Source organism: Formivibrio citricus, from assembly GCF_900115065.1.
Classification (GTDB): Bacteria; Pseudomonadota; Gammaproteobacteria; order Burkholderiales; family Chitinibacteraceae; genus Formivibrio; species Formivibrio citricus.
This window is the reverse complement of the sequence record NZ_FOVE01000010.1, coordinates 1-18,224: the sequence shown is the minus strand read 5'-3', so window position 1 is coordinate 18,224 and position 18,224 is coordinate 1. Positions and strand designations below refer to the sequence as shown.

The window sequence follows — 18,224 nt, the reverse complement described above, 5'->3', positions numbered from 1 at the left end:
CACTGTGAGGTTAACGACGGTGACGTTTTCTCCGAATATGCCACCAGTGGTGGCGATACCCCGTTAGCCAGCGAACAACCGATGGAAAATTACACATCGCCAGATATCGTCGTTACTGAAATACTGCGGGCGCTGTCATCTAAAAGCGCCGGTCTAGCCGCGTCGTTCGCACATCCGAGATTCCTGGATGATTTCAAGCGGCGACAAGTTTTCGCTCTTGAGGCTCAGTCGGGAAGTAACCCGACAATTGGCAAGAAAGATTTGGGAGCTAAGAATATTTCGGAGGCTCGCATTCTGTTACGTGGATCGCTTTCGCATGTGTTCGGCGTAGAAAATTTAGCAGAACTCAAGGCCTTATCATCACTAGATCTATTCACGAGAGTCCTAGCTGCAAAGATTTGGAGCGCGCCCCCGATGCTTACTTGGGGACGTTTGGTGGGCGTTGTACACGTTAGAAACGACGAGGCTCATGCGGTGATTGATACCAGACCTGACAACTATGATCGTGACCTATATATGCTTCCATACCATCACGTACGGGCAATGACGCTTTGGAAAGACGACGGTAGTTGGTCCAGTCTATTCAACGGCGGCCTACCTATAGATCTAAGCCACGGTATTCAACTTGGAGATTTTTCCTCTTCGCAATATCAGTGGACCGGCGGTGAAACTCATGGTTAACCCAGCACTCAACCCGTTCGCTTCGTTTTCTGGAGCCGGCGTCAAGTTTAATAAGCACAACACCCTGGACAATAGGGGGCAGACCACGGTTTGTGTAGTTTCCCAGAACGAATCTTCCACAAAATGGTGACCGCTAATCACCTCTTGACCCACGGCACAATGATGCGAATTGTCCAAGAGAAATCATGACCGAAATCACCCAACCACCTCGATTTGAATCCTGCCTGTCCCGCTTCGACGCCGCCAACGCCGAAGACCCTCGCTCGGAATTCGCCGAAGGGCGCAACTGGCCGAAGGAGTTGCTCTACGGCCGGCGCATGAGTGCGATGCTGGCGCGTTTTGCGCCGCAGGCGGGCGAGGCGGTGCAGTTGGCTTGCCGGGCGCAGCATATCCGGCGCTGGGCGATTCCGCGTCAGGATTACCCGATGACGCGCGAAGGCTACCTGAGCTGGCGCACCGCGCTGTACCGCTTCCACGCGCAAACCGCCGGCGAGATCATGCGCGAGGTCGGCTACGACGCGGCCATGATAGAGGCCGTCGGCCAGATCGTCGGCAAGCGCGGGCTGAAGGTGAACCCGGATACCCAGTTGCTGGAAGACGTGGCGGCGCTGGTGTTCCTCGAATCGTACATGGCGGGTTTTGCCGAAGAAAAAGCCGACTACTCCGAAGAAAAGTGGCTCGGCATCATCGGCAAAACGTGGAAAAAGATGTCGGAAGCCGGGCGGGTGTTTGCGCTCTCGGGGCAGATCGCCTTGCCGCAAGCCTTGCTGCCGTTGATCCAGAAAGCGATTCAGGCAGGCTGAATCAAACGGCCAAGGGTTGCACATCCACGGCCCAAACGCCCGGCGTGATTTCGGAAATGTCGCCGCGTACGGGCAGAAATTGACCGATCACGTCCAGATTGGTCCGGAGATGATCCGAGACTCGGTTTGTGGTGAAACGGCCTCCGCCGGCCAGCGCCAAAGGCAGCGCCAATTGGTCGGCAAGGTGTTCGCCGACGGCTGCGCCTCCCTCCCGATAACGCCGGGCTTCCCCAGCCACTTTTTGGGCTACCGTTTCTGCGGCCAGTGACCGCTCGCCAAAAGCCACAAACGTCTCGCAAACGTGTTCGTATGCCAGCGATACCATGACCACATTGCCCGGCCCTTCCCGTGCGGGCAGGCTGCGCAATTCGGTGTCCATTGGCCCCAACAGCGATTCAACCTGTTCCAATTCCCGCTTGGCCACTTCCCCCGGTACGCCCGCCACAATGGCTACGGCGCGGGTTGCCCGCCACTCTCCGCGAGACTCCAGCGTCAGCGGCTGAAGCTTGCCGGAAACCGGCGCGACCTTGGCGCAGACTTCTCCGCCCCCTGCAGGGAAAAACCCGTGTCGCAGACATTCCAGCTCGGTCTGTACCCTCATGCGCCGCATGAGAGGCAGCCAGGACTGCTGCAGAAAATCCACGGGCGGGGCAGCGGGGTTGTGCGTGCCGCCTGATACATGGACCGTAGAGGCCGCATCGGCAAACCACAGCGCGGGCAGAATGGTTTGCAAGACCAGTGTGGTGCTGCCGGCGCTGCCAATGGCAAAGCGGTAATCCCCGCCCCGAATGGCGCCGGGCGTAAACGTGAGCGCCGTCGAGCCCAGTGCCGCCCCATCCACGTTGGCCCCGCAAACGGCCGCCGCAGCGGATACCGCCGTCAGATGCTGGCGCAGCAAGCCCGGCTTGGCGCGCTTGGCCCGGATGCGGTTAATCCGGAACGGGATGCCGGTCAGCATCGACAGCGTGAGGGCGGTCCGAAGAATCTGCCCGCCCCCTTCGCCATGGGCGCCATTGAGTTCAATCATGTTCATTTCGGGTTCTTTCTGGTGTTGCGCCGGGGGAATAACTCTGGAGTTCACATTGATTCCTTCCGTATTGCGAGCTGCCGTTTCTGTTTTGCGCGGTTGAACTTGCGGTCAAAGGCTTTCCCGCGAGAGGAATGGTTGGGTTTGGCCGGTTCCGTGTTAAACAACGCGGGCTCAACCCATTTCAACCAGGATAAGTATTGCCGGGCCCGCAAGGCGATTGTGGGGTTGATGTCGCTGCTCAAGGCTTGCAAAGACTTGATCCGGTCTGGATAGCTTCGAGTGCGGAAAAGCAGATCGCAGTGCAGATGCCGCACCTCATCATCTTGCCCATTCAAGCGGGCCAACGCCTGGTGCAAAACATTTCCCGAAAGATGACTGAGCATCTCGATGGCACAAGACCGTTCCACTAGTCCCGGCTTGAAACAGCAATCGATAAGCCAGTGAGCATCGTTGTCGGACACCGCAAGGCAGAGCGCCTTGCGGATACCGGATCGTTCTCCACTGTATTGCCTGGTTTCGGCGTACCGGTGCAACAAAACAGCCATATTGGCCGGGCCGCCCCAGCTTCCCAATACTTTGGCAGCGTTGACCCGCACCCCGTCCCATTTGCTGGTCAAAGCCAGCAATACTTCATTACGGGCCGCCTCGGTTTCTGGCTTGCCTGCCAGAAACTTCAGCCGTTCGCATTGTTGCTGGAGCATGTCCATTTTTTTACCCCTTCACGCATACCACCTGCCGCAAGGTATGCACGATTTCGACCAGATCGCTCTGGGCGGCCATGACGGCGTCGATGTCCTTGTAGGCCATCGGGATTTCGTCGATCACGTCCTTGTCTTTTCTACATTCCACATGCGCGGTGGCGCGGATCTGGTCTTCGACCGTGAAGCGCTTCATGGCCTGGTTGCGGCTCATGGTTCGGCCTGCGCCGTGGCTGCATGAGCAGAAGGATTCCGGATTCCCCAGCCCGCGCACGATATAGCTCTTGGCGCCCATCGAGCCGGGGATGATGCCCATTTCGCCCTTTCCGGCGTGCACCGCGCCTTTGCGGGTCACGAAAATCTCTTCGCCGTAGTGCGTTTCTTTCTGCACATAGTTGTGGTGGCAATCCACCGGTGCGCCGTCGAATTCAATCTTGCGATCCAGCAGGGCTTCTACCGCGACAACCAGGTTATCCAGCATGGCGACGCGATTAAGCCGGGCGAATTCCTGCGCCCAGTGCACGGCGTCGACATAATCGTCGAAGTGCGCACTGCCTTCGGCAAACCAGGCGAGGTTGCGATCAGGCAGGGTGTCGAGCTGATCGTGCATGTCTTCCTGCGCCAGCCGGATAAACAGCTCGCCGATAGCGTTGCCGATTCCGCGGGAGCCGGAGTGCAGCATGAACCAGACGCGGTTTTCGGTATCCAGACACACTTCAATGAAGTGGTTGCCGGTTCCCAACGTTCCCAGATGCTTGTGGTTGTTGGTGTTTTTCAGTCGCGGATACTTGCCGGTAATGCGCTCGAACCCCGGTTGCAACTGCGCCCACAGTGCGTTCACGTTATCGGGCGGGTTTTCCCAGCTACCTTTGTCCCGGCCTCCGCGGGTCACGGTCCGGCCATGCGGGATGGCGCGTTCGATGGCTGCGCGCAGGTTGGCCAGATCGGCAGGCAGGTCTTCCGCGGTCAGGTTGGTCCGCACAGCGGACATTCCGCAACCAATATCCACACCCACTGCCGCCGGGATGATGGCGCCCCGCGTGGGGATCACGCTGCCGATGGTTGAACCCTTACCCAGGTGCACATCGGGCATCACGGCCAGATGTTTGAAGATGAAGGGCATCCTGGCAGTGTTGATCAATTGGGCGCGGGCATCGTCTTCCACCGGCACGCCTTGCGTCCACATCTTGATCGGTGCGCCTTGGGCCACGTCGATTTGTTCGTAATTCATGTTTCGTTTCCTTTCTTGCATGGTCTCCCCCGCGAAGGGAGAGACCATCGTTGTTTATGCGCCCTTGATGGTGACCAATCCGTTCAGCACTTGATCCAGCCCGCCAAAGACGGAGATCCGGTCAATGCGTTCGGCTACACGCTCCAGCGTTTCCAGTTCTTTCAGGCGTAGCGCGGTCGGGTTGTCTTCCATCACCTTGGCGGTGTTCAGCAGCGAGCGGGTCGCTGCGGTTTCTTCGCGGCGGCGGATGACATTGGCTTGCGCGGCTTTTTCGGCTTCAACCACTTGAGCCAGTATGGTCTTCATCTCGCCCGGCAGGATGATGTCCTTGACGCCAATAGCCGAAACTTCCAGACCCATACCTGCCAACTTCTTGCCGACATGTGCTGTGACGACTTCGTCGATAATCAGCTTGTTTTCCAGCAACTCATCCAGCGTGCGGGTGCCCACCGCGGCACGCAGACCAAATTGCAGTTCGCGGTAAAGATGCTCAACCGGCTTGCTGATGGTCGAAAATGCCTGCTTGATATCGGTAAAACGCCAGGACGCCGCCAAATTGATCCGCAGTGCCACCTTGTCTCGGGTCAGAATTTCCTGGCCGGAAACCTCGATGGCTTGCAAGCGGGTGTCGATCACTTCCACGGATAGTTCGCGGTTGAAGCGCCAGAAGGCATATTGCCCCGGCGACAGCAGTTCCGTCAGCTCGCCGTTGACCCGCAACAGGCCAATATTCCATTCCGGCACTTGTACGGCCAGTACTGCGTTCAACCCTTTGACGATGCGATTACGCAAAGCCTGCTGGGTCAACCGTGCCGCGAGCGCTGCAGGCAGACGGAACCCTTCTTGCAGGTTGATTCTCTCCAGTCGCTGGGCGATAAAGCCTTTCCAGTACAGGTTGCGGGTTCCCGGCGGCAGAATTTCCACCAGGATATTGTCTTCATAACGCAAGCCGACTTCGTCTTCGCTCAAATCCATGCGCAGGAAGTGTTGATCCAGTACGCCGGATTCATTCTGGCGCAGGTAATCGGCCAACGGGTTATTGAACAGCGGATCGTTGAGCGAAAACACCTCCATGCCATAGCGGTTGAACGGATCGAATGCACGGAAAACACCCGGCTCGACGATGCGGACAAAGTCGCCATCGCGCAGCAACAATCCGCGCTGATTTTTCTTGATGACCAATCGTTTGAACATAATCATTTTTTGACCTCTTCATAATTGCCGGCGGGCATCGATCCGGCGGGCTTTGCCGCGGGGCAAGAGGGGGAACGGGCTTGATTTCCTGGTTGTCCCGTACCAAGGTTCGGGGCCATTCCATCTTGCCAATTCTGCCAATCACCCGGCGTTGAAGCCGGACCGGATCGACGGTGGCGCAAGCGCCACACCGGCGGGTTTACTGCGTCCATGTTTGCCGTTACAAGGCAATTTTCGAGCGGGACTCGAACCCGCGACAGTCCACTTATTAGGCGGAGGCTCTACCCATTGAGCTATCGAAGGCGACGTTCCGGGAATCGAACCCAGGCAAAGCACCAGCAACGTCGGTACCGTTTCTTTGGCAGTGCGGCATGCGCATCGGCAACAGATTTGTCCGGCTTTTGCGCACCGTCGGGGGTTTTGAGCCCCGGACCGTGGGCGACTGCAGTTTTGCGGCAAATCATAAATAGCGAGAGGCGTGCCAGAGAAAGGCACTGGAGGGAATTGAATGTGTAATTCATTGAAAAACAACAATAAAAAATAGATATTGCATAATGATTCTGGAATTTTTGGTTATCGCAATTGTCATCTTTCTGATACGATAAAATCGTTGTTTATCTTTTTGGATAAGTCAAAATGCGCAAAACGGTGGTGATCGGCTTTGTCGGCACCGTGCTCGATTACGTGGGGAAAGGGGCGGAGCGATGGAGCAAGTGGCGGCCTACGGTTTGCCTGTGCCAGCAGGAAGATCAGATCGTCGACCGTTTGGTGCTGCTGCACGATGAGCGCAGCCGGGGGCTGGTATCGCGGATTACGCTGGATATTGCTCAGGTATCCCCTGAAACCACGATCGAGCCGCGAGAGGTGGTGCTGCAAAACCCCTGGGATTTCGAAGAGGTGTATAGCCTGCTGCATGATTTTGCAGCGACTTATCCGTTTGATCTGGATAACGAGGATTACCTGATCCACATCACCACCGGGACGCATGTGGCGCAGATTTGCTGGTTCCTGCTGGCAGAATCGCGCTACTTGCCTGCGCGATTGATCCAGACTTCCCCGCCCGTCAAACGGCGAGGGGAGACGCTGGGGACGGCGACGATCATTGATCTGGATTTGTCCCGTTACGACAAAATAGCCCAGCGGTTTGCCCGCGAGCAGGCTGAAACGGTGTCTTTTCTCAAGTCGGGGATCGCCACGCGCAATGCGGCTTTCAACCGGATGATTGAGGAAATCGAACGTGTAGCGGTGCGCTCGAAAGCGCCACTGTTGCTGATTGGGCCGACCGGCGCGGGCAAATCGTTTCTGGCGCGGCGACTGTATGAGCTCAAGCGCCAGCGCCGGCAACTTGCCGGCGAGTTTGTAGAAGTCAATTGCGCTACCTTGCGCGGCGATGCGGCAATGTCTGCGCTGTTCGGACATGCCAAAGGCGCTTTTACCGGCGCGGCGAATGAACGGGCCGGTTTGCTGCGCGCTGCTGATGGCGGTGTGCTGTTTCTGGATGAAATCGGCGAATTGGGACTGGATGAACAAGCCATGCTGCTGAAGGCCATCGAGGAAAAGCGTTTCTTCCCGTTTGGCTCGGATCGCGAGGCCAGCAGTAATTTCCAGTTGATCGCCGGCACCTGCCGTGACCTTCGCCAGTGGGTTGCCGAAGGGAAATTCCGCGAAGACCTGTTTGCACGGATCAATCTATGGACTTACCAATTACCGGGGCTGGCTGCGCGCAGTGAAGATATCGAGCCAAATATTGAATTCGAATTGGCACGGTTCGCGCGCGAGCAGGGGGAACAGGTGCGTTTCAATACCGAAGCCCGGCTACGCTATCTGGCGTTTGCCACCACCACTCAAGCCTGCTGGAGCGGTAATTTCCGGGAGCTCTCGGCCTCGGTCAGCCGCATGGCTACCTTGGCTGAGTCCGGGCGAATCACCACGGCGGTGGTGGATGATGAAATTGAACGGCTGCAGGCCAACTGGCGGCTACCAGGCAAAGCAGATGCCCTGGCTGAGCTACTGGGGGATGCCGCGGCAGAGCTGGATGTCTTTGACCGGATTCAACTGGAAGGGGTATTGAGCGTATGCCGCGAATCGACCAGTTTGTCCGATGCAGGTCGCAAATTGTTTGCCTGTTCGCGCAAAGACAAAAAACAACCCAACGATGCGGATCGGCTGCGAAAATATCTGGCCCGGTTTGGCCTGGATTGGCAGCAGGTAAGTGTTTTCAACCAGAAAGGAAAATAAACATGGCGCGCCGTAACGAATACCTCGACTGGCTGATCGAGCAACTTGCCCCGCTCGGCTCAATCCGCGCCAAGGCCATGTTCGGTGGCTACGGGCTGTATTGCGACGAGGTGTTCTTCGCCATCGTCGCGGACGACGTGCTGTTCGTGAAGGTGGACGACACCAGCCGCCCGGCGTTCGAGGCCGAAGGCTTGCAGCCGTTCACCTATCCGATGAAGGACGGTTCGGTATCGACAATGTCCTACTATCCCTTGCCCGATTACGCGCTGGAAACCCCGCATGAGCTTTGCGACTGGGCGAGGAAAGGCATCGGGGCGGCGTTGCGGGCGCGGCAGAAAACCGGCCCGCGCCGCGGCAAGAAAGCGGGTTAGCGGAGCAGTTGCAGGACGAGGTTGGGCATGCTGTTGGCTTGCGACAGCATCGCGGTGCCCGCTTGCCGCAGGATGTTCTGCCGGGTGAGGGAGGCGGTTTCGGTGGCGTAATCCGCGTCGCGGATGCGCGAACGGGCGGCCGACTGGCTTTCGATGGACGTTTCCAGTTGGGCGGCGGTGCTTTCCAGCCGTGATTGGGCTCCACCGATTTCCGCGCGATGCTTGCTGACGAAATCCAGCGCCTTGTCGAGGTCGTACAGGGCAAACTGCGGCAGGTTGACGAGATCGACGCTGTCGATTCCCAGCGCGGAGACGTTCATGGCTGCGATCGAGGCCGTAATGGTTTCGTTGCTCTTGGCGCCAACCTGCAGGGCAAAGCTCTTCCGGTCCACGCCGCCCACGCTCTGGTAATCCAGCGCGAAGCCGTCGACCTGCGTTTCGGCGATGGTGTCGCCGCGATCCAGAAGAATATCCTTGGCCGAGAGGACCGATCCCTGATCGGTGTCGTATCCGCCGATGGCGCCGGTGTCGGAGTTGGTCAGGTTCATGCCGCCGATGAATGCTCCGGCATCGGCATTGAAATCGGCCTTGAAGCCCGCCAGATCGGCAAAAGCGCCACTGCTCGCATTGGTCAGGGCTTGGGAGAGATCGGAACCGGCATTCTGGTTCAGGTAGACCATGATGTCCTTGATGCCGTCCCCGCCCGCTTCCTTGATCTTCTGGTGCATGTAGCGAACTGCGGCGTAGCCTGCCGAATAGCCGGCGCTGGCCGATACATCGTCGTTGCCGAATGCCGTGAGGATCGTTGCCAGGCCGGCGCCGCCGTTGTAATCCGTGCTCAGGCGCTCGTCTGCGCCGTGGATGAATTCGGCCGCGCCTTCCTTGAACCAGCTTGGCAGTGCGCCCACGCTGTTGAAATTCATCGATCGGCCCATGACGGCATGCACCATCTCGTGCGCGATGATCCGGTCGTTGTAGATCGGCGCGCTGCCGCCGTCGGGCAGGTTGGGCGGGGTGAAATCCGCCATGTCAACATAGAGGAAGGGATTGAGCGTGCGGCCCTGTCCGTCGGCTGTGCCGGTCAGGCTGCCGACCGCGGCCAGTACGCCGCCGGGCGAGGAGGTGAGCCCGGAGCCGACTGGTGGCGTCAGAACGATTTCGAGCGTGGCGGCGTTGTCGCCCGTGATGCCGTAATAGGTCTGGATGCGCTCGACGGATTCTTCGAGCCAGCCCAGCTTCAAGCCATCGAGTACGGCCCGTTCGGCGGCGGTGCCGCTCAGGCTGTTGCGGTTTTGCGAGAAGATTTTTTCGCCGTTGAATTCGGTTTGGCCGGCGATCTGGTCGATGTTTTGCAAGAGCTGGTTGGCTTCCTGCTGCAGGGCCTGTTTGTCGCCCAAACTGTTGGTGGCGTTGGCGGCCTGCACGGCCAGCTCGCGAATGCGCTGGATGCTGTCCGTTACCGTTTGCATGGCGCCCTCTGCGGTCTGCAGCAGGGAAACACCGTCGTTCACGTTGCGGCGCGCCTGGGTGTTGCCGCGTATCAGCGAATCCATGCGCTCGCTGATCGCCAGTCCGGCGGCATCGTCTTTCGCGGAATTGATGCGCAGTCCGGACGACAACCGCCGAAGGCTCGTATTGAGCCCCTCGGAGGATTTTTCGAGCTGGCGCTGAACAAACAGCGACGGCACGTTGGTCTGGATCTGCATGGCAGCTTATGTCTCGCAAACGTGTAAAGCCATCCCAATGACAGGGATCGCTATCGTAAGATCGGCTGTCAGCTCAAAAACTTGAGGCCATGCCGAAATTTTATGCAGAGGGTTTTGCAATGCCGGGAAGTCACAAGCCATTTCTCGGGGATAACCCTTATATTTGGCTTCACGCCACACGAATTCTGTTGGACAATCAGGGCTTAGCCGCGTTTGCGGCCGTTTCCGTTTTGAAAAAGCCATGCGCCAAGTTACCGTTACCCGCAATACGCTGGAAACCCGGATCACCGTCACGCTGAATCTGGATGGTTCCGGCCAGTCGAAATTCGATACCGGCGTGCCGTTCCTCGACCACATGCTCGACCAGATCGCGCGCCACGGCCTGTTCGATCTGGAGATCGCGGCCAGCGGCGATCTGCATATCGATGCGCACCACACGGTGGAGGACATCGGCATCACGCTCGGCCAGGCGTTTGCCAAGGCGCTCGGCGACAAGAAGGGCGTACGCCGCTACGGCCATGCCTATGTGGCGCTCGACGAGGCCCTGAGCCGCGTCGTGGTCGACCTGTCCGGCCGTCCCGGTCTGGTGCATGAAGTCGAATACAAGCGCGAGAAAATCGGCCAGTTCGATACCGAGCTGTTCGGCGAGTTCTTCCGCGGTTTCGTCAATCACGCTGCCGTGACGCTGCACATCGACAACCTGCGTGGCGACAATGCGCACCATCAGGCCGAGACGGTATTCAAGGCTTTTGGCCGCGCGCTGCGCATGGCCGTGGAATTCGACGAACGCATGGCAGGCATGATGCCTTCCACCAAGGGCACACTGGCAGGCTGAGATGAAAATTGCTGTCGTTGACTATGGCATGGGCAACCTGCGCTCGGTAACCAAGGCGCTGGAGCATGTGGCGGGCGATGCCGCCGAAATCATCCTCACCGCCGATCCGGCGGTTGTGGCCGCTGCCGACAAGGTGGTGTTCCCCGGTCAGGGCGCGATGCCCGACTGCATGCGCGAGCTCGAAGCGCGCGGCTTGAAACAGGCCGTGCTCGATGCCGCCAAAACCAAGCCGTTCCTCGGTATCTGCGTCGGTGCGCAGCTCCTGTTCGAATTCAGCGAGGAAGGCGATACGCCGGGCCTGGGTGTGTTCAAGGGCAAGGTCATCCGTTTCCCGGCCGACAAGATGCACGACGAACACGGCCAGAAGCTCAAGGTGCCGCACATGGGCTGGAACGAGATGTTCATCCTCAAGGATCATCCGCTCTGGGCGGGCATCCCCGACGGCGAGCGCTTCTACTTCGTGCACAGCTACCATTTCGTCCCGGCGGACGATATCGCCGTGATCGAAAGTGCCTACCCCTACCGCTTTGCTGCGGCCGTGGCGCGGGCCAATATTTTTGCCATCCAGTGCCACCCGGAAAAAAGCCACAATGCGGGCCTCAAACTCCTGGAAAATTTCGTACACTGGAATGGTTGCTTCTGATCCGTTCCACTTTTTTATCAATCATTTATCTGATTGCCTGAACCATCATGCTGATTATCCCTGCCATTGATCTGAAGGACGGCCAGTGCGTACGTTTGCGCCAAGGCCTGATGGAAGACGCGACCGTGTTTTCCGAAGAACCCGCCGCCATGGCCGCTCACTGGCTGGACAAGGGCGCGCGTCGCCTGCATCTGGTCGACCTGAACGGCGCCTTTGCTGGCAAGCCGAAGAACCTGAATGCCATCAAGGGCATTCTTAAGGAAATCGACGGTGAAATCCCGGTGCAACTGGGCGGCGGCATCCGCAGCCTGGAAACCATCGAGCAATACCTTGATGCCGGTATCGATTACGTGATCATCGGCACCGCTGCGGTCAAGCAGCCGGGCTTCCTGCACGAAGCCTGCGACGCCTTCCCCGGCCACATCATCGTGGGGCTGGATGCCAAGGGCGGCAAGGTGGCGACCGACGGCTGGGCCAAGGTCACCGACCATGACGTGATCGATCTCGCCAAGCGCTTCCAGGATTACGGCGTCGAATCCGTGATCTACACCGACATCGGCCGCGACGGCATGCTCTCCGGCGTGAACATCGAAGCCACGGTCAAGCTCGCGCAGGCGCTGACGATCCCGGTTATCGCTTCGGGCGGCCTGACCAACCTCGACGACGTCAAGGCATTGTGCGCCGTGGAGAAGGAAGGCATCGAAGGCGTGATCACCGGCCGCGCGATCTACGAAGGCACGATCGACTTCCAGGCCGCACAGGATCTGGCCGACCAGCTGTCTGCCTAAATTTTTTGGACCACAGAGGCACAGAGGGCAGGAGGAAAACCAGAATCGGGAGTTTTTTCAACTCTTGGGTTCTTCCGGTTTTCTCCCTTTCCCTGTGCCTCTGTGGTGAATAGCTTTTCAGGAATTTCCATGGCACTGGCCAAACGCATTATTCCCTGTCTCGACGTCACTGCCGGTCGCGTGGTCAAGGGTGTTAATTTCCTTGAGCTGCGCGATGCGGGCGATCCGGTCGAGATTGCCAAGCGCTACGACGATCAGGGCGCGGACGAGGTCACTTTTCTCGACATCACTGCATCCTCGGATGAGCGCGATGTGATCCTGCACGTGATTGAAGCCGTTGCCTCGCAGGTGTTCATTCCGCTGACCGTCGGCGGCGGGGTGCGCAAGGTCGACGACGTGCGCCGCCTGCTCAATGCCGGTGCCGACAAGGTCAGCATCAACACCACGGCCGTGACCAACCCCGAAGTGGTGCGCGATGCCGCGGCCCGCTTCGGTTCGCAGGCCATCGTGGTCGCGATCGACGCCAAGCAGGTCAGCTTGCCCGGCGAGCCGCTGCGCTGGGAAGTATTCACCCACGGCGGACGCAAACACACCGGACTCGATGCCGTCGAGTGGGCGAAAAAGATGCAGGCCTACGGCGCAGGCGAGATCCTGCTCACCAGCATGGACCGCGACGGCACCAAGATCGGTTTCAACCTGCCGCTGACCCGCGCGGTGTCCGATGCCGTGGATATCCCGGTGATCGCCTCGGGCGGCGTCGGCAACCTGCAGCATCTCGTCGATGGCGTGATCGAAGGCCACGCCGATGCGGTGCTGGCAGCGAGCATCTTCCACTTCGGTGAGTACACGGTGCGCCAGGCCAAGGAAGCGATGCGCGCCGCCGGCATCGAAGTTCGCCTGTAAATTCTTTGAACCACAGAGACACAGAGAAGGGGAGAAAACCCTCCCTCAATATTTTCTCCGTGTCTCTGTGACTCTGTGGTGAAGGTTTTGCCCATGACCTGGCTTGATGAAATCAAATTCGACAGTGCCGGCCTCGTGCCGGTGATTGCGCAGGACAAGACCTCCGGGCGCGTGCTGATGTTCGCCTATGCCAACCGCGAAGCCGTGGCGCTGACGGCGGAGAAGGGCACGGCGCATTACTGGACGCGCTCGCGTCAGAAGCTCTGGCACAAGGGTGAAGAGTCCGGCCATTTCCAGCGCGTGCACGAGATGCGCATCGATTGCGATGGCGATGTGCTGATCTACCTGATCGAACAGGAGGGCGGCATCGCCTGCCATACCGGGCGCGAAAGCTGTTTCTACCGCGCGTTCAAGGACGGCGAGTGGGTTGTGACCGATCCGGTACTCAAAGACCCGTCTGCCATCTACGCGAAACCGCACTGACCGAAAGACCGCCTTGCTCAGGCGGTTTTTTCATGGCGGCACCGGCGTTATGATCGGGGCATGACAGATCGCCGGAGCCCGCCATGCTGATGCTGATTTCCCCCGCCAAGACGCTCGACACCACGACGCCCCCGCCCGTTTCCGACCATTCCCGCCCCGATTTTCTCGACCGCTCTGCCGGGCTGGTCGGCCTTCTCAAGCAGAAAGCCCCGCAGGAACTCGCTGAACTGATGGGCTTGTCCGACAAGCTCGCGCGCCTCAACTATGAGCGCTATCAGGGCTGGAGCCCGGAATTCAATCTGCAGAACGCCAAGCAGGCGCTGTTCATGTTCATGGGCGATGTCTATGAAGGGCTGGACGCGGCCAGTCTCGAAGCGGCCAGGATCGACTACCTGAACCGGCATCTGCGCATCCTTTCCGGCCTCTACGGACTGCTGCGCCCGCTCGACCTGATGCAGCCCTATCGGCTGGAGATGGGTACGGCACTGCCCAACCCGCGCGGCAAGGATTTGTATGCCTTCTGGGGCGATACCCTGACCGATGCGATCAACGCACTGAATCCCGGCGTGGTGGTGAACCTGGCCTCCAACGAATACTTCAAGGCGGTGAACACGCGCCGGCTTGCCTGCCCGGTGATCACCCCGGTGTTCGAGGACTGGTCGGGCGGCAAATACAAGATCGTGAGCTTCCATGCCAAGCGGGCGCGCGGCTTGATGGTGCGCTGGGCGGCGCTCAACGGTGTGGAAGACCCGCAGCAGCTCAAGGGCTTCGATCTGGAAGGGTACGGTTTTGAGGCTGCGCAGTCGGATGACATGACCTGGCGTTTCCGTCGTCAGCGGAGCTGATTTAGCCGAATCGGGACAAAACCAGCGTCGCCGTAATTGCCATGAGCCACCCGATGGGGACGGCCTTGAAAAGCAGTTCGGGAAACAATCGGGTGCGGCATTCTTCGGAAGTACTGGCGCCAAGAATCAGGCTTCCGCCCGAGGAAAACGGCGAGATTGCCGAAGCTTGGGCGCCGACGACGATGCTGGCAAACAGCAGCATTTCGCTGTGGCCTGACGCTGCCGCAATGGCCGGCACAATCGGGAAGAGCGCCGGCGTGACAACGCCCAGCGTGCTTGAAAAGAGCGACATGATCGCCGCGATCAGGCACATCGCCAGCGGGATGATGGCGGCAGGAAGATGCGATCCGATCCAGCCGGACAGCATCTCGATGGAGCCGGCCTCAATGGCGATCGATATCAGCATGCCGACCCCGCAGATCATGATCAGGGTGCTCCATGGCACCATCGAAAGAACTTTTTTCTCGTCGGCCAGATTCAGCAAGAGCGCGATCACGGAAAAGATCGCCGCGACCAGGCCAATATCCATCTTCGAATAAATGAAAGTGATGCCTGGGTTGCCGGGAACCAGCATGTGCAGGACCGGAACCAGAAGCACGATTCCCAGCATGACTGAAACAAGAGCCAGGGTGGTTTTTTGTTGGGCATCGAACGGCGCCGGTTTGCCCGCTTCAAAAATCACCCGGTCTTTGTTCCCGGATAAAGCAAAAAAGCCCGTGATGACAACGACGGGAATGACGAGCGTCACGACAAAAATGCCGGTTGCGTTGATGAAGGCCGCTTCCGGCGTGGCTCCGGCAGACTGCATCAGCTCCCTGAAGATGATCCCGCTCTGACTGGTCATCAAGTTGGCGCCGGCCAGTGCGCCGTAGTTGACGGCCATGGCGCCCAGAACCCGGCTCATCCCCGTTTTGTCGCAAAGCATCAGGGTCAGCGGCGCCATGAAGGCCAATACGGTGTAAAAGCCCGGCCCCATTCCGGCGATCAGTGTGGCGGAAAAGAACACGGCGAAAGGCAGCGAATGAGGATGTTTCTGGCAGCGCAGGATCAAGTGGCCGGCCAGCTTTTCCAGCGTTCCGTTGGCAATGGCAAAGTTGTAGAAGACCGAGACCGAAAAGATGATGAAGAAAATATGCAGTGGCCAGAATGAAATGACGGTCGACGGTTCAAGATTCAGGCCAAAACATCCAATCAGATAAGCAAAAGCAATCGCAAACAAGCCGGTGTTGATCCCGGTTTTATAGCCGAGGGCGATTGAAACGACGATTGCCACGATGATCATTGCTGTCACGATTGAATCCCACCCGAGTTTGCGGCCTTGCGTTGAAAATTCGCGAGGATGCCCGCTCAAATCCGTAGTTCCCCAAACCGCCCGTCTGTTCCGGTAGCTTGTCACGTCAGGGTTTGAATCTGCAAGGCTCAAGCCCCTGATCCGGTTGGAGGCTGCTGCTCATCCGGTCGCAGATAATTCCCGATTGCGCGTCACCGACAGGCGTTGACCCTCGCTCCGAGTTGTGGCAATAATAACATATATTCGTATATATGAATTTGATGCCATGACATTCACCTTCTCCAACGACGACCGTCTGCCGCTCTACCAAAGGCTCCGCGATGAGCTGGCGGCCAACATTGCCGAGAATCGCTGGCGTCCCGGCGAGGCCATCCCGACCGAAGCCGAGTTGGTCAGTCATTACGGCGTATCGATCGGCACCGTGCGCAAGGCTGTCGACAAACTGGTAGCGGAAGGGGTGCTGGAACGTTTCCAGGGGCGGGGAACTTTCGTGCGGCGGGCCAGTTTTGACAATGCGATGTTCCGTTTTTTCCGTTTCCAGAGTGAAACCGGCGAACCGCTGGCTCCGGAAGGGCGGGTGCTGAACCGTGAGGTCGTTGAAGCGCCGGCGCAGGTCGCGCAAGGGCTCAATATCACGGCTGGTTCTCCCGTCATCCATTTGACCCGCGTGCGCTTGATCAATCAGCGCCCCCTCCTTTCCGAATCCATCTGGTTGCCCAAGGAAAAATTCTCGGCGCTGCTGGATATTCCCTTGAGCGAATTCGGCAACCTGCTTTACCCCTTTTACGAAGAACGCGTTGGCTGTGCAGTGGCCTCGGCTCAAGAGTATCTGACCGTCGAGCCGGTCGGCGCCAAGGATGCCGAGCTGCTGCAGATCGCCGAGGGCACGGCGGTGATCACGGTGGAGCGCGTGGCATTCGGGTATGACCAGCAACCGCTGGAGTGGCGTCGTTACTGTGGCTTGGCCAGCCATTTCCGTTATCACGTAGAAATCCGCTAAGGAGGCGACTGAACAAGTCGGCGAGAAGGCGCAGGGCAAGGAGCCCGGAGCGCAGAAACCGCAATGTATGTGCAAATACATGAGGATTTCGAGCACCGCGCGACGCAGCCATGCGCCTTCGCAGCAATTGTTCAGCGTTTCCGTAACCAATCTTTTGAGAGGAACGAGTTATGCAGATCAGTCGTCGAGCGTTTGGTCTTGGGGTTTTGGGTACGGCAGCCATTTCGACCTTGCCGGGATGCGCAAGCTCCCTGATGGGCTCCGGAGAGATGGCCATCGATACGCATGCCCACGTATTCAAACGCGGTTTGAAATTGGCCAATGTCCGGCGCTATGCCCCCGACTACGATGCGACGCTCGCGGATTACTTGCAGGTGCTCGATGCCAACGGCATGACGCATGGGGTGCTGGTTCAGCCGAGTTTTCTCGGTACCGACAACAGTTTCATGCTGGAAGCGCTGCGAGCCGAGCCGAGGAGGCTGCGCGGCATCGCCGTCGTGAATCCGGATATTCCCGTGGCGGAGTTGATTGAAATGGCCCAAGCCGGCGTGGTGGGTATCCGCCTGAACTGGGTTGGCGGCGTGCGTATCCCTGACTTTACCAGCGGACCGTGGCCGCGCTTCCTGGCCAATCTGGTCAAGCTGGATTGGCAGGTGGAAATACATCGCGAGGCGAAGGATCTGAAAGCGGTCATGGAGCCCTTGCTCAAAGCCGGGGTCAAGGTGGTTGTGGATCACTTCGGCCGGCCCGATGGCAAATTGGGCGTGAACGATCCTGGCTTCCGCTATTTGCTGTCCACGGCCCAAACCCGGCGGGTGTGGGTCAAGATTTCCGGGGCGTATCGCAATGGCAAGGGCGGAGCGGGTGAAGCGACAGCACTGGCCGCCATTCCGTTATTGAAAGAAACCTTTGGCCTGGATCGACTGGTATGGGGCAGCGACTGGCCGAATACCGCGTTTGAAAAGACGATCACCTATCCGGCGATGCGCAAGCAGCTGGATAGCTGGCTGCCCGATCCGGCGGAACGCAAGATCGTATTGGCGCAAACACCGGCACAGTTGTTCCGGTTCTAAATAAAAAGTAGTTATCAAAAAGTTTTATTCAATCCTGTAGGAGGAATGAAGAAATGCTAAACCGTCGCAGTTTCATCATCCGCAGTGCCGCCACCACCGCAGCCGCCACCATCGCGATCACCTCGCAAGCTGAAGCCAAGGAAGCGATTGCCCAAAAGGGCAAAGGCGCCGCCGCCAAGGGCAGCGCACCGGTCAGCATCCCGATGGATGACGCCAAGAGCAAATCCGTCATTTTCGATGCCTACCGCAAGCATGCCGCCGAACGCGCCGCCATGGGCATCCCGCCGCTGCCGCTGAACCCGACGCAAACTGCCGCGGTCGCCTTCCTGCTGCGCAACCCGCCCAAGGGTGAAGAAGCCTTCCTGATGGACCTGATCACCAATCGTGTCCCGCCGGGCGTGTCCGAATCCG

Annotated in this window: 19 protein-coding genes and 1 tRNA gene; 13 read left to right on the top strand and 7 right to left on the bottom strand. The window is 58.8% G+C overall.

Annotated elements, in window-relative coordinates; all coding sequences use genetic code 11:
* Positions 1–81 precede the first annotated feature (81 nt).
* Together BMZ36_RS14315 and BMZ36_RS07790 are read left to right on the top strand one after the other, a co-directional pair.
* On the top strand, positions 82–681 hold the full coding sequence (locus BMZ36_RS14315) for a hypothetical protein (RefSeq protein WP_143086004.1): 600 nt from the start codon (positions 82–84) through the stop codon (positions 679–681).
* 185 nt (positions 682–866) lie between these two features.
* Positions 867–1,484 (top strand): DUF4202 domain-containing protein, encoded by a 618-nt coding sequence (locus tag BMZ36_RS07790; RefSeq protein ID WP_177187823.1) that lies wholly within the window; start codon positions 867–869, stop codon positions 1,482–1,484.
* A gap of 1 nt (position 1,485) precedes the next feature.
* Here BMZ36_RS07790 and rtcA read toward each other — a convergent pair whose 3' ends face one another.
* The 5 genes from rtcA to BMZ36_RS07765 form a co-directional block, all read right to left on the bottom strand.
* Complete coding sequence (rtcA, locus tag BMZ36_RS07785; protein ID WP_091194005.1) at positions 1,486–2,517, bottom strand: RNA 3'-terminal phosphate cyclase; 1,032 nt, start codon at positions 2,515–2,517, stop codon at positions 1,486–1,488.
* A 44-nt stretch (positions 2,518–2,561) separates the two neighbouring features.
* Positions 2,562–3,221, bottom strand: a complete 660-nt coding sequence (locus tag BMZ36_RS07780) for a hypothetical protein (protein WP_091194002.1) — start codon at positions 3,219–3,221, stop codon at positions 2,562–2,564.
* 4 nt (positions 3,222–3,225) lie between these two features.
* A complete protein-coding gene (locus BMZ36_RS07775) occupies positions 3,226–4,443 on the bottom strand; it encodes an RtcB family protein (RefSeq protein ID WP_091193999.1) in 1,218 nt (405 codons plus the stop codon).
* A 54-nt stretch (positions 4,444–4,497) separates the two neighbouring features.
* Positions 4,498–5,643 carry a slipin family protein gene (locus tag BMZ36_RS07770; protein WP_245747834.1) on the bottom strand — a complete coding sequence of 382 codons (1,146 nt, stop codon included), beginning with the start codon at positions 5,641–5,643 and terminating at the stop codon, positions 4,498–4,500.
* Positions 5,644–5,867: 224 nt separating this feature from the next.
* A tRNA-Ile gene (locus tag BMZ36_RS07765) sits at positions 5,868–5,940 on the bottom strand.
* Positions 5,941–6,273: 333 nt separating this feature from the next.
* Here BMZ36_RS07765 and rtcR point away from each other — a divergent pair.
* Complete coding sequence (gene rtcR, locus BMZ36_RS07760; RefSeq protein ID WP_091193996.1) at positions 6,274–7,875, top strand: RNA repair transcriptional activator RtcR; 1,602 nt, start codon at positions 6,274–6,276, stop codon at positions 7,873–7,875.
* 2 nt (positions 7,876–7,877) lie between these two features.
* Positions 7,878–8,246: a TfoX/Sxy family protein gene (locus BMZ36_RS07755; RefSeq protein WP_091193993.1), complete on the top strand. Its 369-nt coding sequence runs from the start codon at positions 7,878–7,880 to the stop codon at positions 8,244–8,246.
* Here the strand turns inward: BMZ36_RS07755 and BMZ36_RS14735 are convergent.
* On the bottom strand, positions 8,243–9,952 hold the full coding sequence (locus BMZ36_RS14735) for a flagellinolysin (RefSeq protein ID WP_091193990.1): 1,710 nt from the start codon (positions 9,950–9,952) through the stop codon (positions 8,243–8,245). The two genes, BMZ36_RS07755 and BMZ36_RS14735, sit on opposite strands and share 4 nt — an antisense overlap.
* A 241-nt stretch (positions 9,953–10,193) precedes the next feature.
* Here BMZ36_RS14735 and hisB point away from each other — a divergent pair, with 241 nt between their 5' ends.
* From hisB to yaaA, 6 genes are all read left to right on the top strand, one after another.
* A complete protein-coding gene (gene hisB / locus BMZ36_RS07745; RefSeq protein WP_091193987.1) occupies positions 10,194–10,787 on the top strand; it encodes an imidazoleglycerol-phosphate dehydratase HisB in 594 nt (197 codons plus the stop codon).
* A 1-nt stretch (position 10,788) separates the two neighbouring features.
* Complete coding sequence (gene hisH / locus BMZ36_RS07740; protein WP_091193983.1) at positions 10,789–11,430, top strand: imidazole glycerol phosphate synthase subunit HisH; 642 nt, start codon at positions 10,789–10,791, stop codon at positions 11,428–11,430.
* A gap of 47 nt (positions 11,431–11,477) precedes the next feature.
* On the top strand, positions 11,478–12,218 hold the full coding sequence (gene hisA / locus BMZ36_RS07735) for a 1-(5-phosphoribosyl)-5-[(5-phosphoribosylamino)methylideneamino]imidazole-4-carboxamide isomerase (RefSeq protein ID WP_091193979.1): 741 nt from the start codon (positions 11,478–11,480) through the stop codon (positions 12,216–12,218).
* A 129-nt stretch (positions 12,219–12,347) separates the two neighbouring features.
* The gene (hisF, locus tag BMZ36_RS07730; RefSeq protein ID WP_091193976.1) at positions 12,348–13,121 is read left to right on the top strand and encodes an imidazole glycerol phosphate synthase subunit HisF; all 774 of its coding nucleotides are present in this window, start codon (positions 12,348–12,350) and stop codon (positions 13,119–13,121) included.
* Positions 13,122–13,214: 93 nt separating this feature from the next.
* Positions 13,215–13,604: a phosphoribosyl-AMP cyclohydrolase gene (gene hisI, locus BMZ36_RS07725; protein ID WP_091194353.1), complete on the top strand. Its 390-nt coding sequence runs from the start codon at positions 13,215–13,217 to the stop codon at positions 13,602–13,604.
* 83 nt (positions 13,605–13,687) lie between these two features.
* Positions 13,688–14,449 carry a peroxide stress protein YaaA gene (gene yaaA, locus BMZ36_RS07720; RefSeq protein WP_091193973.1) on the top strand — a complete coding sequence of 254 codons (762 nt, stop codon included), beginning with the start codon at positions 13,688–13,690 and terminating at the stop codon, positions 14,447–14,449.
* A gap of 1 nt (position 14,450) precedes the next feature.
* Here yaaA and BMZ36_RS07715 read toward each other — a convergent pair whose 3' ends face one another.
* Positions 14,451–15,731, bottom strand: coding sequence for an SLC13 family permease (locus BMZ36_RS07715; RefSeq protein WP_218142668.1), 1,281 nt, complete (start codon positions 15,729–15,731; stop codon positions 14,451–14,453).
* Between the two features lie 274 nt (positions 15,732–16,005).
* On the opposite strand from BMZ36_RS07715, the gene BMZ36_RS07710 reads away from it, so the two are divergent.
* From BMZ36_RS07710 to BMZ36_RS14730, 3 genes are all read left to right on the top strand, one after another.
* Positions 16,006–16,740, top strand: a complete 735-nt coding sequence (locus BMZ36_RS07710) for a GntR family transcriptional regulator (protein WP_091193970.1) — start codon at positions 16,006–16,008, stop codon at positions 16,738–16,740.
* A gap of 170 nt (positions 16,741–16,910) precedes the next feature.
* Entirely contained in the window at positions 16,911–17,813 is a 903-nt protein-coding gene (locus tag BMZ36_RS07705; RefSeq protein ID WP_091193967.1) for an amidohydrolase family protein, read from the top strand.
* 53 nt (positions 17,814–17,866) lie between these two features.
* The coding region (locus BMZ36_RS14730) for an aconitate B (RefSeq protein ID WP_143086003.1) at positions 17,867–18,224 on the top strand (358 nt) is incomplete at its 3' end.